The sequence below is a fragment of the Actinocorallia libanotica genome (genome assembly GCF_039525175.1).
Taxonomy (GTDB): domain Bacteria; phylum Actinomycetota; class Actinomycetes; order Streptosporangiales; family Streptosporangiaceae; genus Actinocorallia; species Actinocorallia libanotica.
This window is the reverse complement of sequence record NZ_BAAAHH010000051.1, coordinates 1-25,476: the sequence shown is the minus strand read 5'-3', so window position 1 is coordinate 25,476 and position 25,476 is coordinate 1. Positions and strand designations below refer to the sequence as shown.

Annotated in this window: 25 protein-coding genes; 12 read left to right on the top strand and 13 right to left on the bottom strand. The window is 72.8% G+C overall.

Annotated elements, in window-relative coordinates; genetic code table 11:
* Nucleotides 1-10: 10 nt before the first annotated feature.
* The 4 genes from ABD140_RS35850 to ABD140_RS35835 all read left to right on the top strand — a co-directional run bounded on the left by ABD140_RS35850 (nt 11) and on the right by ABD140_RS35835 (nt 4,579).
* Nucleotides 11-1,435: an FAD-binding oxidoreductase gene (locus tag ABD140_RS35850; RefSeq protein ID WP_344246713.1), complete on the top strand. Its 1,425-nt coding sequence runs from the start codon at nt 11-13 to the stop codon at nt 1,433-1,435.
* On the top strand, nt 1,435-2,553 hold the full coding sequence (locus tag ABD140_RS35845; protein ID WP_344246711.1) for an FAD-binding oxidoreductase: 1,119 nt from the start codon (nt 1,435-1,437) through the stop codon (nt 2,551-2,553). The genes ABD140_RS35850 and ABD140_RS35845 overlap by 1 nt, the downstream gene beginning before the upstream one ends.
* Before the next feature lies 1 nt (nt 2,554).
* Nucleotides 2,555-3,826 carry a (Fe-S)-binding protein gene (locus tag ABD140_RS35840; protein WP_344246709.1) on the top strand — a complete coding sequence of 424 codons (1,272 nt, stop codon included), beginning with the start codon at nt 2,555-2,557 and terminating at the stop codon, nt 3,824-3,826.
* Nucleotides 3,827-3,946: 120 nt separating this feature from the next.
* Entirely contained in the window at nt 3,947-4,579 is a 633-nt protein-coding gene (locus ABD140_RS35835; RefSeq protein WP_344246707.1) for a hypothetical protein, read from the top strand.
* On the opposite strand, the gene ABD140_RS35830 is transcribed toward ABD140_RS35835, so the two are convergent.
* From ABD140_RS35830 to miaA, 6 genes are all read right to left on the bottom strand, one after another.
* On the bottom strand, nt 4,558-6,177 hold the full coding sequence (locus ABD140_RS35830; protein ID WP_344246705.1) for an ABC transporter family substrate-binding protein: 1,620 nt from the start codon (nt 6,175-6,177) through the stop codon (nt 4,558-4,560). The genes ABD140_RS35835 and ABD140_RS35830 overlap by 22 nt on opposite strands.
* Nucleotides 6,174-7,562: an ABC transporter ATP-binding protein gene (locus ABD140_RS35825; protein WP_344246703.1), complete on the bottom strand. Its 1,389-nt coding sequence runs from the start codon at nt 7,560-7,562 to the stop codon at nt 6,174-6,176. Before ABD140_RS35825 ends, ABD140_RS35830 begins: the two co-directional genes overlap by 4 nt.
* On the bottom strand, nt 7,559-8,440 hold the full coding sequence (locus ABD140_RS35820; protein ID WP_344246701.1) for an ABC transporter permease: 882 nt from the start codon (nt 8,438-8,440) through the stop codon (nt 7,559-7,561). Before ABD140_RS35820 ends, ABD140_RS35825 begins: the two co-directional genes overlap by 4 nt.
* Nucleotides 8,437-9,384: an ABC transporter permease gene (locus ABD140_RS35815; RefSeq protein WP_344246699.1), complete on the bottom strand. Its 948-nt coding sequence runs from the start codon at nt 9,382-9,384 to the stop codon at nt 8,437-8,439. The genes ABD140_RS35820 and ABD140_RS35815 overlap by 4 nt, the downstream gene beginning before the upstream one ends.
* Before the next feature lie 302 nt (nt 9,385-9,686).
* Nucleotides 9,687-10,442 carry an SCO6745 family protein gene (locus ABD140_RS35810; RefSeq protein WP_344246697.1) on the bottom strand — a complete coding sequence of 252 codons (756 nt, stop codon included), beginning with the start codon at nt 10,440-10,442 and terminating at the stop codon, nt 9,687-9,689.
* A gap of 40 nt (nt 10,443-10,482) precedes the next feature.
* Nucleotides 10,483-11,409 (bottom strand): tRNA (adenosine(37)-N6)-dimethylallyltransferase MiaA, encoded by a 927-nt coding sequence (miaA, locus tag ABD140_RS35805; protein WP_344246731.1) that lies wholly within the window; start codon nt 11,407-11,409, stop codon nt 10,483-10,485.
* 116 nt (nt 11,410-11,525) lie between these two features.
* Between miaA and ABD140_RS35800 the strand changes: the two genes are divergently transcribed.
* Nucleotides 11,526-11,726, top strand: a complete 201-nt coding sequence (locus tag ABD140_RS35800) for an antitoxin (RefSeq protein WP_344246695.1) — start codon at nt 11,526-11,528, stop codon at nt 11,724-11,726.
* A gap of 79 nt (nt 11,727-11,805) precedes the next feature.
* On the opposite strand, the gene ABD140_RS35795 is transcribed toward ABD140_RS35800, so the two are convergent.
* Together ABD140_RS35795 and miaB are read right to left on the bottom strand one after the other, a co-directional pair.
* Complete coding sequence (locus ABD140_RS35795) at nt 11,806-12,474, bottom strand: class III extradiol dioxygenase subunit B-like domain-containing protein (protein ID WP_344246693.1); 669 nt, start codon at nt 12,472-12,474, stop codon at nt 11,806-11,808.
* Nucleotides 12,475-12,484: 10 nt separating this feature from the next.
* A complete protein-coding gene (gene miaB, locus ABD140_RS35790) occupies nt 12,485-13,981 on the bottom strand; it encodes a tRNA (N6-isopentenyl adenosine(37)-C2)-methylthiotransferase MiaB (RefSeq protein WP_425544188.1) in 1,497 nt (498 codons plus the stop codon).
* Between the two features lie 113 nt (nt 13,982-14,094).
* On the opposite strand from miaB, the gene ABD140_RS35785 reads away from it, so the two are divergent.
* From ABD140_RS35785 to ABD140_RS35765, 5 genes are all read left to right on the top strand, one after another.
* Entirely contained in the window at nt 14,095-14,844 is a 750-nt protein-coding gene (locus ABD140_RS35785; protein WP_344246691.1) for an amino acid ABC transporter ATP-binding protein, read from the top strand.
* 31 nt (nt 14,845-14,875) lie between these two features.
* Nucleotides 14,876-15,730 (top strand): glutamate ABC transporter substrate-binding protein, encoded by an 855-nt coding sequence (locus ABD140_RS35780; RefSeq protein ID WP_344246689.1) that lies wholly within the window; start codon nt 14,876-14,878, stop codon nt 15,728-15,730.
* A gap of 43 nt (nt 15,731-15,773) precedes the next feature.
* On the top strand, nt 15,774-16,445 hold the full coding sequence (locus ABD140_RS35775; protein ID WP_344246687.1) for an amino acid ABC transporter permease: 672 nt from the start codon (nt 15,774-15,776) through the stop codon (nt 16,443-16,445).
* Nucleotides 16,442-17,308 (top strand): amino acid ABC transporter permease, encoded by an 867-nt coding sequence (locus tag ABD140_RS35770; protein WP_344246685.1) that lies wholly within the window; start codon nt 16,442-16,444, stop codon nt 17,306-17,308. The genes ABD140_RS35775 and ABD140_RS35770 overlap by 4 nt, the downstream gene beginning before the upstream one ends.
* A gap of 71 nt (nt 17,309-17,379) precedes the next feature.
* The gene (locus ABD140_RS35765; RefSeq protein ID WP_344246683.1) at nt 17,380-19,362 is read left to right on the top strand and encodes a S9 family peptidase; all 1,983 of its coding nucleotides are present in this window, start codon (nt 17,380-17,382) and stop codon (nt 19,360-19,362) included.
* Between the two features lie 9 nt (nt 19,363-19,371).
* Here ABD140_RS35765 and rny read toward each other — a convergent pair whose 3' ends face one another.
* Complete coding sequence (gene rny, locus ABD140_RS35760; RefSeq protein ID WP_344246681.1) at nt 19,372-20,943, bottom strand: ribonuclease Y; 1,572 nt, start codon at nt 20,941-20,943, stop codon at nt 19,372-19,374.
* Between the two features lie 142 nt (nt 20,944-21,085).
* Between rny and ABD140_RS35755 the strand changes: the two genes are divergently transcribed.
* Nucleotides 21,086-21,280: a DUF3046 domain-containing protein gene (locus tag ABD140_RS35755; RefSeq protein ID WP_344246679.1), complete on the top strand. Its 195-nt coding sequence runs from the start codon at nt 21,086-21,088 to the stop codon at nt 21,278-21,280.
* On the opposite strand, the gene ABD140_RS35750 is transcribed toward ABD140_RS35755, so the two are convergent.
* From ABD140_RS35750 to ABD140_RS35735, 4 genes are all read right to left on the bottom strand, one after another.
* Entirely contained in the window at nt 21,273-21,722 is a 450-nt protein-coding gene (locus ABD140_RS35750) for a DUF350 domain-containing protein (protein WP_344246677.1), read from the bottom strand. The genes ABD140_RS35755 and ABD140_RS35750 overlap by 8 nt on opposite strands.
* A 23-nt stretch (nt 21,723-21,745) precedes the next feature.
* On the bottom strand, nt 21,746-22,882 hold the full coding sequence (locus tag ABD140_RS35745) for a glutathionylspermidine synthase family protein (RefSeq protein ID WP_344246675.1): 1,137 nt from the start codon (nt 22,880-22,882) through the stop codon (nt 21,746-21,748).
* 4 nt (nt 22,883-22,886) lie between these two features.
* Nucleotides 22,887-23,201 carry a hypothetical protein gene (locus tag ABD140_RS35740; RefSeq protein ID WP_344246673.1) on the bottom strand — a complete coding sequence of 105 codons (315 nt, stop codon included), beginning with the start codon at nt 23,199-23,201 and terminating at the stop codon, nt 22,887-22,889.
* A 139-nt stretch (nt 23,202-23,340) separates the two neighbouring features.
* A complete protein-coding gene (locus tag ABD140_RS35735; protein ID WP_344246670.1) occupies nt 23,341-24,204 on the bottom strand; it encodes an ATP-grasp domain-containing protein in 864 nt (287 codons plus the stop codon).
* Nucleotides 24,205-24,434: 230 nt separating this feature from the next.
* On the opposite strand from ABD140_RS35735, the gene recA reads away from it, so the two are divergent.
* Nucleotides 24,435-25,476: recombinase RecA (gene recA / locus ABD140_RS35730; protein ID WP_344246668.1), on the top strand; the 1,042-nt coding region annotated here is incomplete at its 3' end.

Below are 25,476 nucleotides of genomic sequence, written 5' to 3'. Positions count from 1 at the left end.
GGGAGAGCCGATGCTCCAGAGGCTGGCCGAGCGGTTCCGCGCACGGCTGGAATCCGACTCTGTCATCGACGATCCCGTCCGATTGCGCACCTACGAGTGCGACGGGCTGACGTACCACCGGGCCTCGCCCGGCCTGGTGGTACTGCCCGGATCGGCGGAGGACGTCGCCTTCGTCGTGCGCGAGTGCGTCGAGGCCGGCGTTCCTTACGTCGCGCGCGGCAGCGGCACCGGCCTGTCCGGCGGTGCCCTGCCGCGCACCGACGGCGTCCTGATCGTCACCTCGCGGATGCGGCGCATCCTGGAGATCGATCCGGACAACCAGCGGGCCGTGGTGGAGCCCGGCGTCATCAACCTGGACGTCAGCCGGGCGGTGCGCCCGTACGGCTACTACTACGCACCCGATCCCTCGAGCCAGCAGATCTGCTCGATCGGCGGCAACGTCGCGGAGAACTCCGGCGGCGCGCACTGCCTGAAGTACGGGTTCACCGCCCACCACGTGCTGGCCTGCGAGATCGTCACGCCCGACGGCGAGATCACCACCCTGGGCGACGGTCCGGGCTACGACCTGCTGGGCGCGTTCATCGGCGCCGAGGGCACCCTGGGCATCACCACGAAGATCACGGTGCGGCTCACCCGGATCCCCGAGACCGTGGAGACCCTGCTGGCGGCGTTCCCCTCGGTGGAGACCGCGGGCGCCGCGGTCAGCGCGATCATCGCCGAGGGCATCGTCCCGGCCGCGGTCGAGATGATGGACGCCCTGGCGATCGAGGCCGCCGAGGCCGCGGTGGCCTGCGGCTATCCGGCGGGCGCCGCGGCGGTGCTCATCGTCGAGCTCGACGGCCCCGCGCCGGAGGTCGCCGCGCAGTTCGCCCGGGTGCGCGCGCTGTGCGAGCGGGCGGGCGCGTTCGAGCAGCGCGTGGCGCGCGACGACGCCGACCGCGCCCTGGTCTGGAAGGGCCGCAAGTCGGCGTTCGCCGCCGTCGGCCGCATCTCCCCCGCCTACATCGTCCAGGACGGCGTCATCCCGCGCACCGCCCTCCCGGAGGTCCTGGCGGCCATCGACCGCCTGTCCCGCGAGTCGGGCGTGCGCGTCGCGAACGTCTTCCACGCCGGGGACGGCAACCTCCACCCGCTCGTGCTGTTCGACGACGAGGAGGAGGGCGCGGGCGAGCGCGCCGAGCTGGTCTCCGGCGCGATCCTCGACCTGTGCGTCGAGCACGGCGGCTCCATCACGGGCGAGCACGGCGTCGGCGTGGACAAAGCGCGCTACCTGCCCCGCATGTTCACCGAGGCCGACCTCGACACCATGCAGATGGTCCGCTGCGCGTTCGACCCTCCGAACCTGTGCAATCCCGGCAAGGTCTTCCCCACCCCCCGCCTGTGCGGCGAGATCCCGCGCGTCCGCAAGGGCTCCCCCGACGGAGAGCTGTTCTGATGTTCGACTCCCGCCCGGTCACCGACGAGGACGCCGTCCTGGGCGTCCGCCCCAGGTACGTGGTCGAGCCGTCGACGGTCGCGGAGGCCGCCGCCGTCATGCGGGTCGCGCACGAGGAGGGCATGACGGTCGTCCCGCGCGGCAACGGCACCCGCCTCCGCTGGGGCGCCGCGCCGCGCGCCTGCGACGTCGTCATCGACACCCGCAAGCTCGACAGGGTGATCGAGCACGCCTCCGGCGACCTCGTCGTGACGGTCGAGGCGGGCCTGCCCGTGCGGGCCCTCCAGGACGTCCTGCGCACGACGGGCCAGCAGCTCGCCCTGGACTCGCCGCTGCCCTCCACCGTGGGCGGACTGGTCGCGACGGCCGCCGCGGGCCCCAGGCGGCTTCTGTACGGCGCGGCGCGCGACCTTCTCATCGGCGTCACGGTGGTCCGCGCCGACGGCACCATCGTGAAGTCCGGCGGCAAGGTCGTGAAGAACGTCGCCGGGTACGACCTCGGCAAGCTCTACACCGGTTCGTTCGGCACTCTCGGCCTCATCGTCCGGGCGTCCTTCCGCCTGCATCCCCTTCCCGAGCAGCAGGTGTACGTGACGACGGACGGCCGCGATCCCGCGCGCCGCGTCCAGGCTCTTCTGCACAGCTCCCTCGTTCCCAGCGCGATAGAGGTGGACGGTGACGGCACGGTGGCCGCGCTGTTCGAGGGGACGGCCGCCTGGTCCCGTGCCGAGGACGCCGTGGAACTGCTCGGCGCGGGAGCCTCGGCCTCCGGTACGCCGCCCGCGTGGTGGGGCCGCTACCCCGAGGGCGATGTGCTGCTGGAGGTGCAGGGCAAGCCCACGGACCTCACCGGCCTTCTGACGGTCCGGGACACGTGGCTGCGCGGTTCCGCGGGATCCGGCATCTGGTTCCTCGGGACCTCTGCGGAGGCCGCCCCTCGTGTGGTCGCCAAGCTGCGCGAGCACCTTCCCACCGTCGTCCGGCAAGCCCCTTTGGAACTGCACGAGACGCTCGATCTCTGGGGTCCCACACCCGCCCTGTCCCTCATGCGCAGGGTGAAGGACCAGTTCGATCCGGACCACCGGCTGTCCCCGGGACGCTTCATCGGAGGTATCTGAAGTGGGCGAAGACCTCGGCAAGCTGCTCGGAGACTGCGTCCACTGCGGTTTCTGCCTCCCGACATGCCCCACGTACGTGTTGTGGGGCGAGGAGATGGACTCTCCGCGCGGCCGTATCCACCTGATGCAGCAGCACCACGACGGGACTCCGCTCACCCCTGAGATGGCCGGGCACTTCGACGCGTGCCTGGGCTGCCTGGCCTGCGTGTCCTCCTGCCCGTCGGGGGTGCGCTACGACCGGCTCATCGAGTCCACCCGCGCGGAGGTCGAGCAGGTCCATCCGCGCACGCCGGCCGAGCGGGCGCTCCGCGAGACCGTCTTCGCGCTCTTCCCCTACCCGGCCCGGCTGCGCGCCCTGCGCGGCCCGCTGCGGCTCTACCAGAAGAGCGGCCTCAGCAGGCTCCTCCAGCCCGTCCTGGCGCGGTTCAGCCCCGCCCTGGCGGCGATGGAGCGCCTCGCTCCCCCGCTGGGCCGCGCCTACCGGCTGCCCGAACGCGTCTCGGCGCGCGGGGAACGGCGGGCGACCGTCGGCATGCTCACGGGCTGCGTGCAGCGGGAGTTCTTCCCGCAGGTCAATTCCGCGACGGCCCGCGTGCTGGCGATGGAGGGCTGCGACGTCCTCATCCCCAAGGGGCAGGGGTGCTGCGGCGCGCTCTCCCTGCACTCGGGCCGCGCGGAGGAGGCCAAGGCGTTCGCCCGCGCGACCATCACCGCCTTCGAGTCGGTGGACGCCATCGTCGTGAACTCCGCGGGCTGCGGCTCCGCGATGAAGGACTACGCCGCGCTGCTGGCCGACGAGCCGGAGTGGGCGGGCCGCGCCGAGGCGCTCAGCGCCAAGGCGAAGGACTTCAGCGAGTTCCTCGCCGCTCTCGGTCCGCGCGCCGAACGGCACCCGCTGCCGCTCACCGCCGCCTACCACGACGCCTGCCACCTCGCCCACGGCCAGGGCGTACGGACGCAGCCGCGCGCCCTGCTGGCCGGCATCCCCGGCCTGGAGGTGCGGGAGGTCGCCGATCCGGACGTCTGCTGCGGTTCGGCGGGCACCTACAACCTCTTCCAGCCGGAGGCGGCGGGCGAACTCGGCGACCGCAAGGCCGCGAGCGTCGCCGCGACGGGCGCGGGCCTGCTGGTGGCGGCCAATCCCGGCTGCACCCTGCAGATCGCCACGGCGCTGCGCCGCCGGGGCCGGGAGATGGCGGTGGCGCATCCCGCGCAGGTCCTGGACGCCTCGCTGCGCGGGCTGCCTCCGAGCGCTTTGGGTGCGTCCGAATAAACCAGATACCGCTCTTTTCTTGGAAGAACTCCGGTCTTCCCGCCCACCCCTGGGTGTTTTATCCCTGATTGTTCCAATATGCTGCCCCGACAGTCAGCCACCAGACCCTTGGGAACATCGTTGTCAGGCACGCACCGCGCGACCTCCAACAGGTCCAGAAGGAAGAAGAACACCGGGAAGGCCCTTCCCGCGATCCTGGCCGCCGTCGTGGCCGTGGTCGCCATCGGCGTCGTGGTGTTCCTCGTCCGGCCGGACGGGGAGGCGGACGGCACCGCGCGCCGCGACGTCCCCGCCTCCGCGAACGCGCCCGAGACCGGGACTCAGCTGAAGTTCACCAGCACCGAGGACTTCGGCTACACCATGGGCGCGATCCGGGCCGGCCTGGAATCCGGGCGCGCCTACATCGAGTACCTGGTCGTCAACACCAGCGGCCGGACCGCCCCGTTCGAGGCGCCCGCCCAGCTCTACCTGCCCGAAGAGGACTCCGGCAGCAAGCTGTGCGCCGCGCAGGAGGGCGTCGCCGAGGGCCTGTGCAGCCCGCCCACCGAGACGGAGATCGTGGGATCCGTCGGCGGCGCGCAGCCCTCCCCCGACGGCGTCGACCAGTACATGCCCGACGGCGCGGCCTTCGTCGTCCGGGTGACCACCAAGGACCCCGTCGCTCAGAGCGCCAAGGCCGAGACCTTCCGGCTCTACGTGTGGGACGTCCGCTTCGTCACGAACCGCATCGCTCAGGGGCTCCCCCTGCCGTAGCGGCCGATGTCCTCGTAGCGCAGGTGCCGCAGGCCTCTGGCGCCCACGTTGACCAGGTCGCGGTCGACCACCATCAGCTGGGGCCGCTGGTAGAGCGGGATCACCGCCGCCTGCTCCCACAGCAGCGCGTCCGCCTCGCCCAGGAGCACCGCGCCGCGCGCCGCGTCCAGCTCGCGCCCCGCCCGCGCCAGCAGCGCGTCCAGCCGGGCGCCGCCCGTCCCGGTGAAGTTCTGCCCGCCGCCGCGGGTGAAGACGGACGCCATGTCCGCCACCGGGAAGGGCGTGCCCAGCCAGGAGAAGGACACGAGGTCGAAGTCCCCGCGCAGCACGTGGCCGCTGATCAGCTCGTTCTGCGGCACCGCCCGCAGCCGCACCCGGAAGCCCGCCCGCGCGAGCATCGCCTGGATCAGCTCGGCCTCCTCCCGGTGGGCGGCATTGCCCGCGGGTACCACGTACTCCAGCGCGGGCTCGGCCCCGGCCAGCAGCGCCCGCGCCAGCCCGACGTCGGGCGCGGGCGCCAGATCCCGGTAGCCGGGCCGCCCCTCGGTCAGGAAGTGGCTGCCCAGCGTCCGGACCGGGCTGTCGAGCTGCTCCAGCGCGGCCCTGGCCAGCAGGCCGCGGTCCAGCGCCAGCAGCAGGGCGCGCCGCACGGACGGGTCGGCCAGCGGCCCGCGGCGCGCGTTCAGCGTCAGATGCCGCCAGTCCGGGCCCGCCGCGCGCCGCACCTCGGCCCAGGGCAGCGCGGCGCCGCGCCGGTAGGCGCCCGGATCGTCACCCGCCTCCAGCAGGTCCAGCTCGCGGTTGGCGAAGGCGCCGGCCCGCGCCGCGGCGGCCAGCGCGCGGAAGCGGATCTCGTCCAGCTTGGCGGGCCTGCCCCACCATCCCGGATCCCGCACCAGCGTGATGGTCTGCCCCGCCTCGTCCAGCACGCCCGGCTTGAACGGTCCCGCCGTGACCGGGATCCGCCCCCGCCACCCCTCGTTGAACAGCTCCGGACTGCTGTTCGTCCGGGCCGGGTACAGCGGGTTGAACAGGGCCTTCCAGTCGGCGAACGGCTTGCGGAACACCACCAGGACCTCGGTGTCGCCGCGTCCCCTGCGCACCGAGGCGATCTGCCGGTACCCCGCCTCGGTCGCGGCCCGGAACCGCCCGTCCCGCCCCGACAGGGCCCTGGCCTGCGCGGCGAAGTCCCGATAGCCGAGCGGCCTTCCGTCGGACCAGCGCGCCCGCGGGTTCACCCGGTAGCGGACCACCTGCCGCTCGCGCGGCCCCGCCAGCACCCGCGCGCTCAGCAGGTAGTCCGGATGCGGACGCACCTCGCCCCGCTCGTCCGAGACCATGGTGAACGGCATCAGCCCCCGCAGCACCAGCTCCGAGACGCCGTCCATCCCGTTCACCTGGTTGAAGTTCCACTGGCCCGGGAACGACGGCAGCGGCCAGCGCAGCACTCCCCCGTCCCGGACGTGGTCGCGCGGCGCCGGCCGCAGGTCCGCCAGGGCCGGAGGCCCCGGGTGCCGGCTCGGCTGCGGGACGGCGCAGGCCCCGGCCGCCGCCAGCGGGAACGCGGTGAGGACGGCCGTCCAGGCGGGCGGCCTCATGAACGGACCCGCCCGTCCCGCAGGACGAGGACCCGGTCGGCCAGCTCCGCCAGCACGTCCTCGTCGTGGGAGACCAGGAGGCAGGCCAGCCCCGCCCTGTCGCGCAGCCCGCCCAGCAGCTCGATGATCCCCGCCTTCGCCCGGACGTCCAGCGCCGACACCGGCTCGTCGGCCAGCAGCAGCCGGGGCGAGCACGCCAGCGCGCGGGCGATCGCCACCCGCTGGCGCTGCCCGCCGGAGAGCGCCCTCGGATACCGTTGCGCCAGCTCCGCGGGCAGCTCCACCTCCGCCAGCAGCTCCTCCACCCGGCCCCGCACGGGCAGCCCGTGGATCCGCAGCGGCTCCGCCACGATCCGCCCCACCGTCATCCGCGGGTCCAGCGACGCCCACGGGTCCTGGAACACCGGCTGGACCAGCCGCCTCAGCTCCCGCCTTCGCGCCCGCGACAGCTGCGCCACGTCCCGTCCGCAGACCTCTATCCGGCCCTCCTTCGGCCGCTCCAGCCGCAGCACCTCCCGCAGCAGCGTGGTCTTCCCCGCTCCCGAGGCGCCCGCCAGCCCGACGATCTCCCCCTCCCCGACCGTCAACTCCACCCCGTCCAGCACCCGTTTCCCGCCCCGCAGGCAGCCCAGCCCCCGCACCGACAGGGCCGCCTCGCCGCCCCGCGCCGGTGCTCCGCCCCGCCGCGTTCGCGTCCGGGGCGCCTGGGCGTCGGTCAGGCGACCGTCCCGCAGGGTCAGCACCCGCGCGGCCCTGCGCCGGACCGCGTCGAGATCGTGGGAGATCAGCAGGAGGGCCGTGCCGTCGTCGGCGCACGACGCCTGGAGGAGGTCGAGGATCTGGTCGCGGGTGCGGGGGTCGAGGGAGGCGGTGGGCTCGTCGGCGACCAGGACGGCGGGGCGGTGGGCCATCGCCATCGCGATGAGGACCCGCTGGCGCATGCCCCCGGACAGCTCGCCCGGATAGGCGCGGTGGCGCTCGCGCGCGATCCCGACGGACTCCAGGAGGTGCGCGGCGCGCTCCCGGGCGCCCCTGCGCGCCGCGTGCGCCCGCACCGCCTCGGCGACCTGCGCGCCCACGGTGAAGGCCGGGCTCAACGCGGCCGCGGGGTCCTGGAAGACCATCGCGATGTCGCGGCCCCGGATCCGTGTCCAGTCGCGTTCGCGCAGGCCCGTCAGCGGGCGGCCCTGGAGCCGGATCTCGCCTTCGGCGCGGGCGCCGCGCGGCAGCAGGCCCAGGAGCGCCAGGGCCGTCGCGGACTTCCCGGCCCCCGAGGCGCCCGTCAACGCGACGGTCTCGCCCGGCGCGACGTCGAACGACACCCCGTGCAGGATCCGGTGCCCGCCGAAGGCGACGCTCAGGCCGCGGACCCGCAGCCCGGTCACCGGTCGGCGTCCAGCGCGCGGTGCAGGCCGTCGCCCAGGAGGTTGACGGCCAGCACGATCAGGACGAGCAGCACGGCGGGCGGGAGGAACAGCCAGGGGTAGACCGTGGCCGCGGAGGTGCCGTCGGCGATGAGGGTGCCCAGTGACACGTCCGGCGGGCGCACCCCGAAGCCGAGGAAGGCCAGGCCGCTCTCGCCCATGATCGCCACCCCGATGTTGACCGCCGCGTCGGCGCTCAGCAGCCCCGCCAGGTTGGGCAGCAGGTGGCGCAGCACGACGCGGCGCCGCGACGCTCCCGCGCAGAAGGCCGCCAGCACGAACTCGCGTTCGGCCAGCGCGCGGGTCTGGGCCCGTACGGCCCGCGCGGTCAACGGCCACAGGAAGGCCGCCAGCAGCAGCACGACCGTGCCCCAGGAGGCGCCCTCGGGGGCCAGGACGGCCACCAGCAGCACTCCCGGCAGCACCAGCAGGAGGTCGGCGGTGCCCATGAGCAGCCGGTCGAGCGGCCCGCCGGCCAGGCCCGCGAAGGCGCCCACGAGCGCGGCCGCCGCGGTGGCCAGCAGCCCGGCGGCCAGGCCGACCGCCAGCGAGCGGCGCATGCCCCGCAGGCCGAGGGCGAACATGTCGCGGCCGGTGCCGGTGGTGCCGAACCAGTGCCGCGCCGAGGGCGGCTCGCGCAGGGCGTCCAGATCCAGGACGCGCCAGTCGCGGCCGAGTGCTCCGGCCAGCGCCAGCGACACCAGCACGGCCAGCAGCACGCCGCCGCAGAACGCGGCCCTGTCGCGGGTCAGCCGGCGCAGCGCGCCCGCCCGTACGAGGCGGAGCGGCCGGAGGAGGCGGCTGCGCGGCGGCGGCAGCCAGGGCGCGAGGCCCGTCATATGCGGCTCCCGGGGAGGAGAAGTCGGTGGGCGGCTCCGGCCAGGACCGTGGCGGCGGGGACGAGCAGCGCGGCCAGCGCGACGCAGGCCGCGACCGGGTGCGGATCCGCCTCGCGCAGCGAGTCCAGCAGCCACGCGCCCATGCCGTGCCTGCCGTACGCCTGCTCGACGAAGGCCGTGCCGAGCAGCAGCAGGCCCAGGTCGTAGGCGAAGAAGGTGGTGGTGGGCACGAGGGCGGTGCGCAGGCCGTGCTTGAGCAGGGCGTGGTGGCGCCCGAGGCCGCGGGCACGCGCCGCCCTGACGTGCTCGGCCTCCAGGGCGTCGCGCATCAGGGCCCGCTGGTAGCGGCTGTAGAGGGCGGCCTGGATCAGGGCGACCGTCGCGGTCGGCAGGACCAGGTGCCGCAGCCGGGAGGGGAGGTCGGTGCCCTCGCCGACCCACTGGAAGAAGTGGCCGCCCAGCGCGGTGTTGGCGTGCTGGGCGGCCAGCTGGAGCAGGACCGCCAGCACGAAGACGGGCGTGGCCAGCAGGACGTGGGACAGCACCGTCAGCGCCTTGTCCTGCCGCGGGTGCAGCACCGACAGGGCGCCGAGCAGCACTCCGCCCAGCGCGCCCAGCACGGTGCCGGGCAGCAGCAGGAGCAGGCTCGTCAGCATCCTGCGCGGCAGCTCGTCGCTGACGGGGGTGCCGCGCAGGGTGCGCCCGAAGTCGCCGCGCACCGCCCCGGAGGCCCAGGTGAGGTAGCGGACGTGCAGCGGGGTGCGGTCGTTGAGGTTCAGCGCGCTCAGCTCGGCCTCGATCGCCGCCTGCGGGGGGCGGGGCCGCGCCGCCTCCAGGCGGGCGCGCGGGTCCAGCCCCGTCCCGGCCAGCAGGTAGCCGAGGCTGGCGGCCAGCGCCGCCAGCACCAGGGCGGACGAGCAGCGGCGGACGAGCAGGACGAGCATCACCGCTCCCGTGGACGACGACACAGAGCAAGTGAGATATCACGAAGAGCGAGGTCTTCTCAGGTCGTTCGCCCGCTCGGGCATGGATGGCGGGAAAAAAGAGGAAGGGCCGGTCGGTCGTCCCCCGCCAAGAGTATGACCGCCGGCCCCTCTGGTTCGCCGCTCGTTCCGGGGCTCCCGACCCGGTGGCGTGCGTACCCCCTTACAGAAGAAGAAGGTACGGGCCCGGCGATCCCGCCCCTAAGGGACAACTGTCCCGTTCTCGACGGGTCTCCCGCGAGGGACAGTCCGGGCGCCCCTCCTCAGCGGGAGAGCCCCGCCGCGTGCGCCGCCGTCACGAGCGCCGCGAGCTCCTCGCCCTCGGCCTCGTCGAGCACGGAGAACGCCTGCTGGGCGAGCCGGTCGGTGAGCAGCTCGGCTTCCTGCCAGCGTGCCCGCTGCCCGTCGGTGACCTCGCCGAGCTCCGACTCCGGCCAGCCGTAGAGCAGCGCCTGGTCGCGCGCGCCGAACATGGGCGAGCCGCCGATCAGGACGGCCTGCGCCGGCGCCAGGCCCGCGGCCCGGACCGCCAGGAAGTGCAGCCCGCCGCGGAACTCCCGCAGGGTGTGCACGAGCTGCAGGACCCGGGCGGGGGCGTCCTCGGCGAGCGGCATGGCCCGCCACCCGGCGAACAGGGGGGCGCCGGTGGCGTCGCCGTGGCGGACGACGGCCAGCAGCAGTTCGGCCAGCCGCCCGGCTCCGTCGAAGGCGGCGAGCCTGCGCCGTCCGAACTCGTGGCAGGCGTGCAGGTAGCCCTCCGCGGCCTGCGTGGCGGGCATCGCGACGGACTCCCAGGCCTCCCGGACCGCCCCCGGGTGGAAGAAGCCCACGGCCGAGGCCACCACGTCGGCGTCGACGTCGCCGAGCACGCCGCAGCGGCCCTTCATGTACGGCCCCATGAAGCCCGGGACCCCCGTGCCCTCCCCGAAGGCCCTGGCCTCGCGGGAGAACATGAACGCCCCGCCGAGCTCCTGGATCCGGTCCTTGACGCTCCAGGCCGTGGTCGCGGGTGGCGTCATGGCCCCTCCTCTCCAAACCGAATATGATTCGGAAAGCAGGCTAGGGCAACCGTCGGGCGGCGGGCGCCCCGGACCCGCTTCCGCACCGGTCCAGCGCGCGCTCCAGCAGGTCGGGCGCGTCGTAGGGCAGCCAGTGGATGCGCGCGTCGCGGCGGAACCACGACTCCTGGCGGCGGGCGAAGCGCCGTGTCGCGCGGACCGTCTCCTCCCGGGCCTGCTCCTCGCTCCACTCCCCGGCCAGGAAGCGCAGCACCTGGGCGTAGCCGAGCGCGGCCGAGGCGGTGCGGCCCGCGCGCAGGCCCGCCTCCTCCAGCGCCGCCACCTCCGCGACGAACCCCGCCTCCCACATGCGGTCGACCCGCAGCGCGATCCGCTCGTCGAGCTCCGGACGGGGCACCAGCAGGCCCAGCTGCACCGTCTCGGGATCCCGGTACCGGTGCTGGGGCAGGCTGGCGGTGAAGGGCCGCCCGGTCAGCTCGATGACCTCCAGGGCCCGCACGATCCGCCGCCCGTTGCTCGGCAGGATCGCCTGCGCCGCCTCGGGATCTGCTTCCTTCAACCGGGCGAACAGCGCGCCCGAACCCTGTTCGGCCAGTTCGGCCTCCAGCCGCGCCCTGATCCCGGGATCCGTGCCGGGGAAGTCCAGGTCGTCCAGCGCCGCCCGCACGTAGAGCCCCGACCCGCCGACCAGGACGGGCACCCGCCCCCGGCCCCGGACCTCCGCGATCACCTCGTGCGCCCTCCGCTGGTACTCCGCGACGCTGGCGGGCTCCGTGACGTCCCAGACGTCCAGCAGGTGGTGGGGCACCCCGCGCCGCTCGGCGACGGTCAGCTTGGCGGTGCCGATGTCCATGCCCCGGTAGAGCTGCATGGAGTCGGTGTTGACGGCCTCACCGCCCAGGCGCAGTGCCAGATCGACGGCCAGGTCCGACTTGCCCGCCGCGGTGGGCCCGACGACAGAGATCACGTTCACGAATAATCGTTTCCACAGATAGGGGTGGTGGCAGGTTCGTGGGTAGGTACAGGTGAGATCGGCGGACGCCACCGGACGGCGCCGCCCGAACCAGTATCGGGGGACCGAGGATGAGCATCGTCCAGAAGTTCATGGACCTGCTGGGCAAGCACGGGGACAAGGCGGGCCCCGCGATCGACAAGGCCGGCGACATGTTCGACCGCAAGACCGGCAGCAAGTACCGGGGGCAGGTCGACGAGGTGCAGCGGCGGGCCAAGGAGGCGGCGGCCCAGCAGGCCCAGCGGCAGCGCCAGCAGCAGCCGCCCCGGTGATCCCGGGTGGACCGGTGATCCCCGGCGGACCGGTGACTTCCGGCGGACCGGCGGGTCCCGGCGGACCGGTCGCGCCCGGCTACGTCCAGGCGGCCACGAAGTAGCCGACGCCGTAAGGGGCCTCGGCGGCCAGCAGTTCGCCGCGCAGCCGCCCTTCCCCGCCCGCCGCGGCGCCGGCCAGGACCTGCCACGCCGCCCGTCCGGCCGCCATCAGCTCCCGCGACAGCGCGGGATCGAGCCGGCCGAGCGCGGCGGCGTCGGCCTGCTCCAGCGCCCGCGCCACCTCGTGGTCGTACGGGCCCGCCCGCTCGTCCAGATAGCCGGGCGCCTTCTCGTCGCGGCAGGCCGAGCCGTCGCCCATGACCAGCAGCGCCACGTCCTCGCGGGCCAGCTCGCGGCCGAGCGCCAGGCAGTCGGCGGGCGCGGCGTCGAAGGCCACCTCCTGGAAGCGCGCGACCGGCGCCTCGCCCAGCAGCCAGCGGCCGACCGTCAGGGACAGCGGCAGCACCGGCTCGCCCGGCCCGACCCGGAGGTCCAGCCCGTAGGGGCGGAACGTGCCCGCGGCCGAGGGGCCGTGGGCGCGCGTGGCGGAACCGCCGCCCACCACCACGAGCCTTTCGGCCTCCAGCAGCGGCGCGATCGCCCGGTGGCAGGCCTCGCGCAGGCCGGCCAGCTCGTCCGCGGCCTCCCCGGCGAGCTCGGGCACGAGCAGAGGCGGATGGGGGCACACCGCGGCGCCGATCAGCACGTGCGCCTCCTCAGGGGCAGGTGGAGCAGCCGGAGGCCGCGGGAGCGGGCGCCGGAGCGCCGATCTTCGGCATGCCCAGCGCCACCGCGCCGCCCTGCGAGGGCGCCTCCTGACGCGCCTGCCAGGCGTCCCCGGCCCGGGTCCGCCGGACGGAGCGCACGGGCGCGTCGGCCAGCAGGTGGTGCGGGGCGGCGTAGGTGACCTCGACCGTCACCAGGTCGCCGGGGCGCACCTCCTCGCCGGGGCGCTGGAAGTGCACGAGCCGGTTGTCGGGGGCGCGCCCGGACAGGCGCCGCGTGGCGCCGTCCTTGCTGCCCTCGCCCTCGGCCACCAGGAGCTCCAGGGTGCGGCCGACCTGCTTCTTGTTCTCGTCCCAGGAGATCTGCTCCTGCAGCTCCACCAGCCGCTCGTAGCGGGCCTGGACGACCTCCTTGGGCACCTGGTCCTCCATCGTCGCCGCCGGGGTGCCGGGGCGCTTGGAGTACTGGAAGGTGAAGGCCGAGGAGAACCGCGCCTCGCGCACCACGTGGAGGGTCTGCTCGAAGTCCTCCTCGGTCTCGCCGGGGAAGCCCACGATGATGTCGGTGGTGATCGCCGCGTCCGGGATGGCGGCCCGCACCCGGTCGATGATGCCCAGGTAGCGCTCCTGGCGGTAGGAGCGGCGCATCGCGCGCAGCACCGCGTCCGAGCCGGACTGCAGCGGCATGTGCAGGGAGGGCATGACGTTGGGGGTCTCGGCCATCGCCGCGATCACGTCGTCGGTGAAGTCCTTGGGGTGCGGGGAGGTGAAGCGCACCCGCTCCAGGCCGTCGACCTGGCCGCAGGCGCGCAGCAGCTTGGCGAACGCCGCCTTGTCGCCGAACTCCGAGCCGTAGGCGTTGACGTTCTGGCCCAGCAGCGTCACCTCGAGCACGCCGTCGGCCACCAGGGCCTCGACCTCGGCGAGGATCTCGCCGGGCCGGCGGTCCTTCTCCTTGCCGCGCAGGGAGGGCACGATGCAGAACGTGCAGGTGTTGTTGCAGCCCACCGAGACCGACACCCAGGCGGCGTACGGGGACTCGCGGCGGGTCGGCAGCGTCGAGGGGAAGACCGACAGGGCCTCCTCGATCTCGACCTGCGCCTCCTGCCGAACGCGCGCCCGCTCCAGCAGCACCGGCAGCGCGCCGATGTTGTGGGTGCCGAACACCACGTCCACCCAGGGCGCCCGCTTGACGATCGTGTCGCGGTCCTTCTGGGCCAGGCAGCCGCCCACCGCGATCTGCAGGCCGTTCTCGGCCTGCCTGCGCAGGTGTCCCAGGTTGCCGTACAGCCGGTTGTCGGCGTTCTCCCGCACCGCGCAGGTGTTGAAGACGACGACGTCCGGCTCGCCGTCCGCCTTGACGTATCCGGCGGACTCCAGCAACCCGGCCAGGCGCTCGGAGTCGTGGACGTTCATCTGGCAGCCGTAGGTGCGGATCTCGTAGGTGCGAGGCGCCTCGGCGGTGGGAGCGGGATTCATGACGTTCATGGCGCTCCCAGGGTACCCGTGCGCGCCCCGCGGCCAGACTGACATTCTCGTGATCAGATAGAGACCGCCGAGACCCTCCCGTGACCCGAAACTCTCCCGTACCGTCATTTCGTATGACGGACAGCGACGGGCCTCTCGTGGTGCTGGAGAACGTCAACAAGCATTTCGGCGATCTCCACGTGCTCAAGGACATCGACCTCGCGATCGACCGCGGCGAGGTCGTCGTGGTGATCGGTCCGTCCGGAGGCGGCAAGTCCACCCTCTGCCGGACGATCAACCGCCTGGAGACGATCGACTCCGGGACGATCACCCTCGACGGGCGGCCCCTGCCGCAGGAGGGCAGGGCCCTGGCGGGACTGCGCTCCGAGGTCGGCATGGTCTTCCAGAGCTTCAACCTCTTCGCGCACAAGACGATCCTGCAGAACGTCACGCTCGGCCCGGTCAAGGTGCGCAAGGTCGCCAAGGCCCAGGCCGAGAAGGAGGCCATGGTCCTGCTGGAGCGCGTCGGCATCGCCTCGCAGGCCGGCAAGTACCCCGCCCAGCTGTCGGGCGGCCAGCAGCAGCGCGCCGCCATCGCCCGCGCGCTGGCGATGCGGCCCAAGCTGATGCTCTTCGACGAGCCGACCTCCGCGCTGGACCCGGAGATGGTCGCCGAGGTGCTGGAGGTCATGACCGACCTCGCCCGCGAGGGCATGACGATGATCGTCGTCACCCACGAGATGGGCTTCGCCCGCAGCGCCGCCCGGCGCGTGGTCTTCATGGCCGACGGCCAGATCGTCGAGCAGAGCACCCCCGAGGAGTTCTTCACCGAGCCCCGCACCGAGCGGGCCCGTGACTTCCTCTCCAAGATCCTCAGGCACTAAGAGGAACCTCCACGAAAGGACCCTGCCCCCCATGCGCCGTATCGTCCTTGCACTGGCCGCCCTAGCCCTGGGCTCCACCGCGCTGACCGCCTGCGGCGGCGACGGAGGCGGCTCCGACAACCTCGTCGACAAGGCCAAGAACGACAAGAAGCTGACGGTCGGCGTGAAGATCGACCAGCCGGGGATGGGCGTCAAGAAGCCCGACGGCACCATGGAGGGCTTCGACGTCGACGTCGCCCGCTACATCGCCGAGAAACTGGGTGTGCCCGAGAGCGGCATCACCTGGAAGGAGACCATCTCCGCCAACCGCGAGCCGTTCATCCAGCAGGGGCAGGTCGACTTCGTCGTGGCCACCTACTCGATCCTGGAGGAGCGCAAGCAGAAGGTGACCTTCGGCGGCCCCTACATCGTGGCCCACCAGGACATCATGGTCCGCAGCAACGAGACCGCCGTGACCAAGGTCGAGGACCTCAAGGACAAGCGGATCTGCCAGGCGTCGGGATCCAACTCCTACAAGCGCATCACCGACCCCGCCCCCGACGGCCAGGGCATCAAGGCCAAGCTCGTCCCCGCCGGCAACTACAGCGAGTGCGTCGCCAAGCTCAAGGGCAACACGCTCGACGCCGTCACCACCGACGACCTCATCCTGGCCGGCTTCGCCGCGCAGAGCCCGAGCGACTACAAGATCCTCGGCACCCCCTTCACCGACGAGAAGTACGGCGTCGGCCTGAAGAAGGGCGACACCGCGGGCTGCGAGGCGGTCAACGACGCCATCACCGAGATGTACAAGGACGGCACCGCGGCCAAGCTGCTGGACAAGTGGTTCGGCAAGACCCAGGGCCTGCAGCTGCCCACCGAGGCGCCCGCCTTCGAGGGCTGCGCCTGACGCCGGCCGGCCAGGGAGGAAGAGAGCCGCGGGGTAGGGGACGATGTCAGCGCTGATCGACAACTTCGACGCCATCATGGCCGGCTTCTGGTCGACCGTCCGGCTGACGGCGATGAGCGCCGTCCTCTCCCTGCTGCTGGGCACCCTGCTGGTCGCGCTGCGGGTCTCGCCCGTCCCGGTGCTGCGCGGGATGGGGACGGTCTACGTCAACATCCTGCGCAACACCCCGCTCACCCTGGTGCTGCTGTTCTGCGCGCTGGGCATCAGCAACACCCTGCAGCTGAACTTCGACGCCTACGACCCGTCGTTCAACGGCTACTGGCTGGCCGTCCTCGGCCTCACCGCCTACACCTCGACCTTCGTCTGCGAGACGCTGCGCGCGGGCATCAACACCGTGCCGCTGGGCCAGGCCGAGGCGGCCCGCGCCATCGGGCTGACGTTCACCCAGTCGATGGGGACGGTGATCCTGCCGCAGGCCTTCCGCGCGGTCGTCGCCCCGCTGGGCAGCGTGCTCATCGCGCTGACCAAGAACACCACCGTCGTCATCGTCGCCGGCTACGCGGAAGCCGCGTTCGTCATGAAGGACATGCTGTATGAGAGCGCCGGAACCACCGTCACGGTGTTCCTCGGATTCGCGGCGGGCTACATGATCCTCACCCTGCCGGTCGGCTACCTCACCGGGTGGCTGGCCCGACGCCTGGCGGTGCGCCGATGAGCGCGGGTGTGCTGTTCGACGTGCCGGGGCCGCGGGCCCGGCTGCGGCACAACGTCCTGGCCCTGCTCGGCGTGGTCGCCCTGCTGCTGGTCGCCTGGTTCGTCTGGGCGCGCTTCTCGGCCGCCGAGCAGTGGGACGCGGCCCTGTGGAAGCCCTTCCTCGACCCCGAGGTGTGGACCGGGCTGATCCTGCCGGGCCTGTGGGGGACGCTGTCGGCCGCCGCCGTCTCGGCGGTGCTGGCCCTGGCGTTCGGCGTCGTCTTCGGCCTGGGCCGCCTGTCGGACCACCGGTGGCTGCGGGTGCCGTCCGGCGCGGTGGTGGAGTTCTTCCGCGCCGTCCCCGTCCTCATCATGATCTTCTTCGCCCAGGCCGGGTCGTTCGTGCTCTTCGGCCTGGTCATGCCCGCCTTCTGGGCGGTGGTCATCGGCCTGACCCTCTACAACGGCTCGGTGCTGGCCGAGGTGTTCCGCGCCGGCGTCCACGCGGTGCCGCGCGGCCAGTCCGAGGCCGCCTACGCCCTGGGCCTGCGCAAGGGCGGCGTCATGCGGCTGGTCCTGCTGCCGCAGGCCGTCACCGCGATGCTCCCGGCGATCGTCAGCCAGATGGTCGTGCTGCTGAAGGACACCGCGCTGGGCTACATCATCGCCTACGAGGACCTGCTGAACGCCGGCTTCCGCGTCGTCCCCGCCAACTACAACAACATCATCCCGGCGGCGATCGTCGTGGCGGCCGTCTACATCGCGCTCAACCTGGCGCTGGGCGGCCTCGCGTCGTGGCTCGAGGGCCGCGGCAGGCGCAGCCGGAGCTCCGCCGCGCCGGCGAAGGCCGACCCGGTGGTCGGGGTGCCGCCGCTCGGTGCCTGACCTTGTTACTTTCAGAGCTCAAGTGTCCGTTCTTGGCTCCAATCCGCCTCGTCATGCGGGACGATTCGGGTATGACCGCTCGCGTTGCCCCCTACGGTTCCTGGCCTTCCCCTATCTCCGCCGCCGACGTCGCCCGCAACCGACTGAGACTCAGCTTTCCGACCGCCCACGGCGACGGCGTCTGGTGGCAGGAGACGCGGCCGGACGAGGGGGGCCGCACGACGGTCGTGCTCAACGGGCGCGAGGTCCTTCCCGCGCCGTGGAACGCCCGCAGCAGGGTGCACGAGTACGGCGGCAAGTCCTACCTGCCGACGCCGCGCGGTCTCGTCTTCGCCAACTACGCCGACCAGCGGCTGTACCTGATGGTCTCCCGCGACGGCCGCCCCCGCCCGCTGACGCCCGAGCCGGCGATCCCCGGGGGGCTGCGGTACGCCGACTTCGTGCTCTCCCCCGACGGGTCCGAGGTCTGGTGCGTCTGCGAGGGCCATGTGGCGGCTCCCGCCGCCGAGGGGGAGGCGGCGGCCACGCCCGGGGTGCGGCGCGCCATCGTGGGGATCCCCCTGGACGGGCGGGCGGCCAACGACCCGGGGGCGATCAACGAGCTGGTCACCGGCACCGACTTCTACGCCTCTCCTTCGCCCTCGCCCTCCGGCGGTCACCTGGCGTGGGTGCAGTGGAACCACCCCCGCATGCCGTGGGACGGCACCGAGCTGCGCGTCGGGGTGATCCAGGACGGCAAGGTCGTCTCCCCCCGCACGGTCAAGGGCGGCATGTCCGAGTCGGTGCTGGCGCCGCTGTGGGCCGACGACCGGAGCCTGTACGTCGCCTCCGACTGGCCCGGCTGGTGGAACATCTACCAGGTCGGCCTGTACGGGGAGTCCCCGCAGGCGCTCTACCCGGCCGAGGAGGAGTTCGCGGGCCCGCTGTGGCAGCTGGGCGGCATGCCGTACGCGCTGCTCGACGACGGGCGGCTCGTGGTCATGCACGGCCAGGGCGCGCAGCGGCTCAGCCTGTACGACCCCGACACCCTGGAGCTGGAGCCGCTCGACCTGCCCTACACCGACTGGCAGATGAGCCTGTCGGCGGACGGCTCGACGTTCGTGGGCATCGGGTCCTCCCCGACGCTGCCCGCGTCCGTCGTGAAGGTCTCCCAGGGGCGCGTGACGGTGCTGCGCCGCGAGCTCGAGCGGGTGCCCGACGAGGCGTACCTGCCGGCGCCGCGCGCCGAGGAGTTCGAGGGCCAGTTCGGGCGGCCGGTGCACGCCTACGTCTACGAGCCCGCCAACCCGGGCGCGCTCGGCCCCCAGGGCGAGCTGCCGCCGTACGTGGTGTTCGTCCACGGCGGGCCCACCGGGCGCGCCACGACCACGCTCAGCCTGGAGCGCGCCTACTTCACCAGCCGCGGCATCGGTGTCGTGGAGGTCGACTACGGCGGCTCCACCGGCTACGGCCGCGCCTACCGCGAGCGGCTGCGCCGCCAGTGGGGCGTGGTGGACGTCGAGGACGCCGTGGCGGTCGCCGCCGAGCTGGCCAGGACCGGCCGCGCGCACCCCGACCGCCTGGCGATCCGCGGCGGCAGCGCCGGCGGCTGGACCGCCCTGGCCGCCGTCACCTCCGGCGACGTCTTCAAGGCCTGCACCTCCTACTACGGCGTCAGCGACGCGATGATGCTGCTGAAGGAGACGCACGACTTCGAGTCCCGCTACCCCTTCGGCCTCATCGGCCCCATCCCCGGCTACGAGCGCGCCTACGAGGAGCGCTCGCCGCTGAACCGCGCCGAGCGCACCTCCTGCCCCGTGCTGCTCCTGCAGGGCCTGGAGGACCCGGTGGTGCCCCCGGCGCAGTCCGAGCGCTTCGCCGCCGCGCTGGCCGAGAACAAGGTGCCCCACGCCTACCTCACCTTCGCGGGCGAGTCCCACGGGTTCCGGCGCGCCGAGACCGTGCAGGCCTGCCTGGAGGCCGAGCTGTCCTTCTACGGGCAGACCCTCGGGTTCGCCCCGCAGGGAGTGCCGGTGCTGAAGCTGAGCGAGGGCGAGGCGCCTCCGGCGGCCTGAGAGGCGCGCTCAGCGCGCGTACTCGGTGGCCCGCGACTCCCGGACCACCGTGACGCGGATCTGCCCGGGGTAGGTCAGCTCGTCCTCGACCTGCTTGGCGATGTCGCGGGCGATGATCTGCGCCTGGACGTCGTCCACCGCGCCCGGCTTGACCATGACCCGGATCTCCCGGCCCGCCTGCATGGCGAAGACCTTCTCGACGCCCTCGTGGGTGTCCTTGGCGATGCGCTCCAGCTCCTCCAGGCGCTGGACGTAGGCCTCCAGCGACTCGCGGCGCGCCCCGGGGCGCCCGCCGGAGATGGCGTCGGCGGCCTGGGTGAGGACCGCCTCGACCGTGCGCACCTCGACCTCGTTGTGGTGGGACTCGATGGCGTGGACGACGTCCTCGTGCTCGCCGTAGCGGCGCGCGACCTCCGCGCCCACCAGGGCGTGGCTGCCCTCCACCTCGTGGGTGAGCGCCTTGCCGACGTCGTGCAGGAGCGTGCCGCGCTTGGCGGTGTCCACCGGCAGCCGCAGCTCGGCGGCCATGAGGCCGGCCAGGTGCGCCGACTCCACCAGGTGCTTGAGCACGTTCTGCCCGTAGGAGGTGCGGTAGCGCAGCCTGCCCAGCAGGGCGATCAGCTCGGGGTGCATCTCGGTGATGCCCACCTCCACCAGCGCGTCCTCGCCCGCCCGGACGCACAGGTTCTCCACCTCGGCGAGGCTGTGCTCGTAGATCTCCTCGATGCGGTGGGGGTGGATGCGCCCGTCCAGCACCAGCTGCTCCAGGGTGAGCCGGGCGACCTCGCGGCGCACCGGGTCGAAGCAGCTGAGCAGCACCGCCTCGGGCGTGTCGTCGATGATGAGGTTGACCCCGGTGACCGACTCGAAGGTGCGGATGTTGCGGCCCTCGCGGCCGATGATCCGGCCCTTCATCTCCTCGTGCGGCAGGTGCAGCACCGAGACCACCGACTCGGTGGTCTGCTCGCTGGCCACCCGCTGCACCGCCATGGTGACGATCTTGCGGGCGCGGGCCTCGCCCTCCTCGCGGGCCTGGCCCTCGATCTCCCGGACGGTCAGCGCCGCCTCGCGCTTGGCCTGGTCGCGGATCTGGGCGACCAGCTCGGCCCGCGCCTGCTCGGCGGTGAGCCCCGCCACCCGCTCCAGGGCCACGGCGCGCTCGGCCTCCGCGGTGCCCAGGGCCGCCTCGCGCCCGTCCAGCGCGGCGGACCGCTCCGCCAGACCGGCCCGGCGCTTCTCCAGCTCCGCCCGGCGCGCCTCCAGGCGTTCGGCCTCCTGGTCCAGCCGCTGCTCCCGCTCGGCGAGCCGGCGAGCCCTGCGCTCGACGTCCTCCAGCCGCTCCCGCGCCTCCTCGCGGAGCGCGCGGGCCTGCTCCTCCATCTGGCCGCGGGCCCTGGCCGCCTCCTCGCGCGCCTCGTCACGCAGCCGCGCGGCCGCCTCCTCGCCCTCGCGCAGCGCCTGCTCGCGCAGGCCCCGCAGCTCGGCCTCGGCCGACCTCCGCAGCGCGGGGCGGCGCAGGAACACCACGGCCAGCAGGACCAGGCTGACGAACAGCGCCGCCCCCAATACGACGCTCAGCATGGCGCAGCCCCCTTTTCACGGCCCCGCGAGCCGCCCGAGATGCAACGAGCAAGTAAAGACTTTGCCATCTGGATGTACCACACGGAGGCCTTCCGTAAAGCAAAGTGTCACCGCCACGCCGGGCGCCTGGCACACTGGGCCGGTGAGACTGACGGCTTTCTGGACCAGGATGAACCAGCAGTTCGGCGAGAACTACGCCGAGAGCGTCGCCAGGGACCAGGTGATCGCCGGGCTCGGCGGCCGCACCGTCGAGCAGGCGTTCGCCGACGGGGTGGACACCAGGACCGTCTGGAAGGCGGTCTGCGCGGCGTTCGACGTGCCCGAGCGGCTCAGATGACGGCCAGCGCGGTCACCACGCCGATCATCACGTAGGTGACGGCCAGCATCCAGGTGCCCGGCTGCAGGTGCTCCTCGTGGCACAGGTCCTTGATCTTCAGCCCGATGAGCAGGTTGAAGACGATCATCGCCACGATCTGCGCGACGATGCCCACCACCCCGTAGACGGCGGTGGCGATCAGGCCCTCGGTCAGCGCGGCGTCCGTGGCGTAGATGGACGCCGCCACGATCACCCCCACCGCGGCCATGCCCGCCGCGGCCAGCAGCGAGGCGTTCGGGTTGCGGTCGTGCCGGATCACCGACACCAGGCGGCCGGGCGTGGCGAGGTCCACGGCGTAGAAGCCGAGGACGAACAGGACGAGGCCGACTCCCGCGTAGGCGAGGATCGCGGCGACGTTGTCTCCCAGGACCTCGCCGAAGGCGCTGTCGAGAGCGAGAGGCATGGGGGGCTCCTTAAGGGGTGTCTCTACTGGGGGATCCGGTGCGGGACGAACGAGGACGTGTCGTCGGTGATGAGGCCCGACGTCTCCCGGATGCCCAGGCCCGCGGACTCGTCCGCGACCACCCAGGCGCCCAGGACGGGATGCTGGCCGTCGAACTCCGGCAGCGCCGCGAACTCCTGGAAGACGAAGCCCTCGGCACCATACCGGCCGCCGGTCTCCTGGCTGACGCCGGGCGCGGTGATGGTCATGCTCGCGCCCTCCCGGCCCAGCAGGGGCTTCCTGATGTGGGAGGTCAGGTCGCCGGGGGTGTTCAGGTAGGCCGGCAGCAGGTTGGGGTGGCCGGGGAAGAGCTCCCAGAGCAGGACCAGCAGCCCCTTGTTGGACAGGAGCATCTTCCACATCGGCTCGACCCAGTCGGTCTCGTCGACGAAGGCGCCGAACGGCTCGCCGACGATCCACTCCCACGGGTAGAGCTTGCAGAGCGTCTTGATCCGCTCGCCCTCCAGGCCGCGGTAGTCCTCGCCGTCCCAGCCGACGGACTCCATCGTCAGGGAGACGCACTCGCGGCCCGCCTGCTCGGCGGTCTCCCGCAGGTAGGAGACGGTCATGATCTCCTCACCCGACAGGTCCGCCTCGGTCCAGGCGAAGTGCAGGGGGCCCTCCCGCAGCGGCAGCTCCCGCCAGCGGTCGACCAGGCGCTCGTGGATGGAGTTCCACTGGTCGTCCTCCGGGAAGACGTCCTCCTTCCAGAACCACTGGATGACGGAGCTCTCCACCAGGGACGTGGGGGTGTCGGCGTTGTACTCCAGCAGCTTGGCCGGGCCGGCGCCGTCGTAGCGCAGGTCGAAGCGGCCGTACACGTGCGGGTCGCGGCGCCGCCAGGACTCCTCGATCAGGGGGGCCAGGCGCTCCTCGATGCCGAGCACCTCGTAGCGCCCCGTCCGCACCACGTGCTCGGCGGCCTGGAGGCACATGCGGTGGAGCTCCTCGACCACCTCCTCCAGGTGGAGGACCTCCTCCATCTCCAGGACGTAGTGCACGGACTCGTCCCAGTAGGGGCGGGTCAGGTTCTCCGGATGCGCCGTGCGGTGGTAGGCGAGGCCCTGCGACTCCACCGTCGCCGCCCAGCCGTCGCGCGGGCGGGACCTCTCTCTTCGCACCGGATCAGCCGCCGCTGGAGGACTTGCTGCCGAATCCTCCGCGCTGCAGGACGCGCCCCGCCCTCGACTTGATCTCGCCCTTGCGCGGCTTGAGCGTGGTGCCGTTGGAGACCTGGAGACCGCTCGTGGTGCCCCCGTAGTACCAGAAGTAGCGCCCGCCGCTGAGGGAGTCGCAGTCCCTGTCGTTGACGACCTTGTACCGGCCGTCGCGGTAGCTGTAGCCGTCCACGCAGTCCGCGACAGAGGAGCTGCTGCCGCAGGCGGCGAGGGACATCGACAGGGTGCCGAGCATGCCGACCTTGACCACTCGGGATCTCATACGTCGCCGGGGCATGGGGGGTCCCTCCGTTGAAACGATGCGCACGAATTGTAGGGGTATCGACTGCCCGGGAACAGCGATACACCTTCATGTGACCTCAGCGGGCTCCGTTCGGTTCACTTTTTCGCGCGGTTCGCCTTCAGGAGGGATCGGGCAGATGGAAGTACAGGTCGCCCACGTCCGCGCCGGCCGGCAGCTCGCTGACCTGGCCGTCCCCGACCTCGACCACCCGCCACCGGCCGTCCCGCAGGCGGGCGAGGTCCGTGGTGACGAAGCGGCATCCCAGGGCGCGGACCGCGGGCCGCACCTCGTCGAGGGCGGGCAGGCACTCGGCGTCCGGGGTGTCGGGGTGGGGGCCGATGAGGACGGGCTCGCCGTCGACCCACCAGACGCGCGACTCGGCCGTCTCGTAGTCCTCGAAGCGGCGCACGACCACGCCGCCGGCGAGGAACTCCCCCTGCAGCTCCACCATGCGCTCCACGACGCGGTGCAGGTGCCCGGCGTCGGCGAGGTCGGGCACGTAGCAGGCCTCGTCCCACTCGTGCTTGCGGGACTTGACGTAGTCCTTGACCACCCCAGGCCCGCCGCCCAGCTCCCGCACCGCCTCGGCCAGCCGCCGCGGTCCGGGCCTCTCTCCCGGCAGGAGCGGCAGCCAGACGCTCGGCGGGGTGACCCCGGCGAAGGTGTCGTACCAGCCGGGGAGCTCGTGGGCGCGCCGGTAGCCGTCCGGCGGGGTCATGAGGTGGTCGCCGCGGTCGGCCAGCGCCTTGGCCATCGCGTGGTACTCCGCCGCCGTCACCATCCAGCCGCGGTACCACAGGCCGCCCGAGCCGCGCGGGACGCGGCGCACCGCCTCGGCCGCCTCGCCGCGCCGCAGCAGGTCGTGGTCGAGCAGCGCGAGGGCGCCGCCCGTGGCACGGACGGTCTCCGCCTCCCGGGCGAAGTGCGGATCCACGCGCCGAGGATCGAGCGGATCGGCGCAGAACAGAACGGTCAGGGTCATGGCAGCCCCCGCTTGATCGCCTGAGCGCCAGGGTACGTCGCCGGGTCCTTACCGCGCAGCCTGATTCCCGCGCCGGTTCCGGACGGCTCGGCGAGCCCGGTCCCGATCGAATTTATGTTCGGTAGAGTGGCGCTGTCTCGAGGGCCGCTTTTTTGTCAGTGGGCTCGCGTAGCTTCGGTCCCGAGATGGCGAATCCGAAGAAGAACACGACGACCCGACAGGGGCAGACCATGGCAGCTAACGACCGCGAGAAGGCGCTCGAGACCGCCCTCGCCCAGATCGAGCGCCAGTTCGGCAAGGGCTCGATCATGCGCCTCGGCGACGAGGTGCGCGCGCCCATGGAGGTGATCCCCACCGGGGCCATCTCCCTCGACATCGCGCTCGGCATCGGCGGGCTGCCCCGCGGCCGGGTCGTGGAGGTCTACGGGCCGGAGTCCTCCGGCAAGACGACCGTGGCGCTGCACGCGGTCGCCAGCATCCAGCGGATGGGCGGCATCGCGGCCTTCGTCGACGCCGAGCACGCGCTCGACCCCGACTACGCCGAGAAGCTCGGCGTGGACACCAAGTCCCTGCTGGTCTCCCAGCCCGACACCGGCGAGCAGGCGCTGGAGATCACCGACATGCTGATCCGCTCCGGCGCGGTCGACCTGGTGGTCATCGACTCGGTGGCGGCGCTGGTGCCCCGCGCCGAGATCGAGGGCGACATGGGCGACAGCCACGTCGGCCTCCAGGCCCGCCTGATGTCGCAGGCGCTGCGCAAGCTCACCGGCGCGATCAACCAGACCAAGACCACCGCGATCTTCATCAACCAGCTGCGCGAGAAGGTCGGCGTCATGTTCGGCTCCCCGGAGACCACCACCGGTGGCCGGGCGCTGAAGTTCTACTCCTCCGTCCGCCTGGACGTGCGCCGCATCGAGACCCTCAAGGACGGCACCGAGGCCGTCGGCAACCGGGTCCGCGTCAAGGTCGTGAAGAACAAGATGGCGCCGCCCTTCAAGGTCGCCGACTTCGACCTGCTGTACGGCGTCGGCATCAGCCGCGAGGGCGGCCTGATCGACCTCGGCGTCGAGCACGGCTTCGTCCGCAAGTCCGGCGCCTGGTACACCTACGAGGGCGACCAGCTCGGCCAGGGCAAGGAGAACGCGCGCAACTACCTGCGCAACCACCCCGAGACCGCCGACGAGATCGAGAAGAAGATCAAGGAGAAGCTCGGCGTGGGCCCCCGCGTGGACGCCCCCGCCGACGCCGCGGCTCCGGCCGCCCCGGCCGAGC

Coding starts and splice junctions, on each gene's coding strand:
- ABD140_RS35780 (WP_344246689.1), top strand. CDS start 14,876: ATGCGCCGTATCGTCCTTGCACTGGCCGCCCTAGCCCTGGGCTCCACC.
- rny (WP_344246681.1), bottom strand. CDS start 20,943: ATGCTGAGCGTCGTATTGGGGGCGGCGCTGTTCGTCAGCCTGGTCCTG.
- ABD140_RS35850 (WP_344246713.1), top strand. CDS start 11: ATGCTCCAGAGGCTGGCCGAGCGGTTCCGCGCACGGCTGGAATCCGAC.
- ABD140_RS35735 (WP_344246670.1), bottom strand. CDS start 24,204: ATGACCCTGACCGTTCTGTTCTGCGCCGATCCGCTCGATCCTCGGCGC.
- ABD140_RS35815 (WP_344246699.1), bottom strand. CDS start 9,384: ATGCTCGTCCTGCTCGTCCGCCGCTGCTCGTCCGCCCTGGTGCTGGCG.
- ABD140_RS35845 (WP_344246711.1), top strand. CDS start 1,435: ATGTTCGACTCCCGCCCGGTCACCGACGAGGACGCCGTCCTGGGCGTC.
- ABD140_RS35830 (WP_344246705.1), bottom strand. CDS start 6,177: ATGAGGCCGCCCGCCTGGACGGCCGTCCTCACCGCGTTCCCGCTGGCG.
- ABD140_RS35775 (WP_344246687.1), top strand. CDS start 15,774: ATGTCAGCGCTGATCGACAACTTCGACGCCATCATGGCCGGCTTCTGG.
- ABD140_RS35810 (WP_344246697.1), bottom strand. CDS start 10,442: ATGACGCCACCCGCGACCACGGCCTGGAGCGTCAAGGACCGGATCCAG.
- ABD140_RS35740 (WP_344246673.1), bottom strand. CDS start 23,201: ATGAGATCCCGAGTGGTCAAGGTCGGCATGCTCGGCACCCTGTCGATG.
- ABD140_RS35800 (WP_344246695.1), top strand. CDS start 11,526: ATGAGCATCGTCCAGAAGTTCATGGACCTGCTGGGCAAGCACGGGGAC.
- ABD140_RS35785 (WP_344246691.1), top strand. CDS start 14,095: ATGACGGACAGCGACGGGCCTCTCGTGGTGCTGGAGAACGTCAACAAG.
- ABD140_RS35750 (WP_344246677.1), bottom strand. CDS start 21,722: ATGCCTCTCGCTCTCGACAGCGCCTTCGGCGAGGTCCTGGGAGACAAC.
- miaB (WP_425544188.1), bottom strand. CDS start 13,981: ATGAACGTCATGAATCCCGCTCCCACCGCCGAGGCGCCTCGCACCTAC.
- ABD140_RS35770 (WP_344246685.1), top strand. CDS start 16,442: ATGAGCGCGGGTGTGCTGTTCGACGTGCCGGGGCCGCGGGCCCGGCTG.
- ABD140_RS35765 (WP_344246683.1), top strand. CDS start 17,380: ATGACCGCTCGCGTTGCCCCCTACGGTTCCTGGCCTTCCCCTATCTCC.
- ABD140_RS35820 (WP_344246701.1), bottom strand. CDS start 8,440: ATGACGGGCCTCGCGCCCTGGCTGCCGCCGCCGCGCAGCCGCCTCCTC.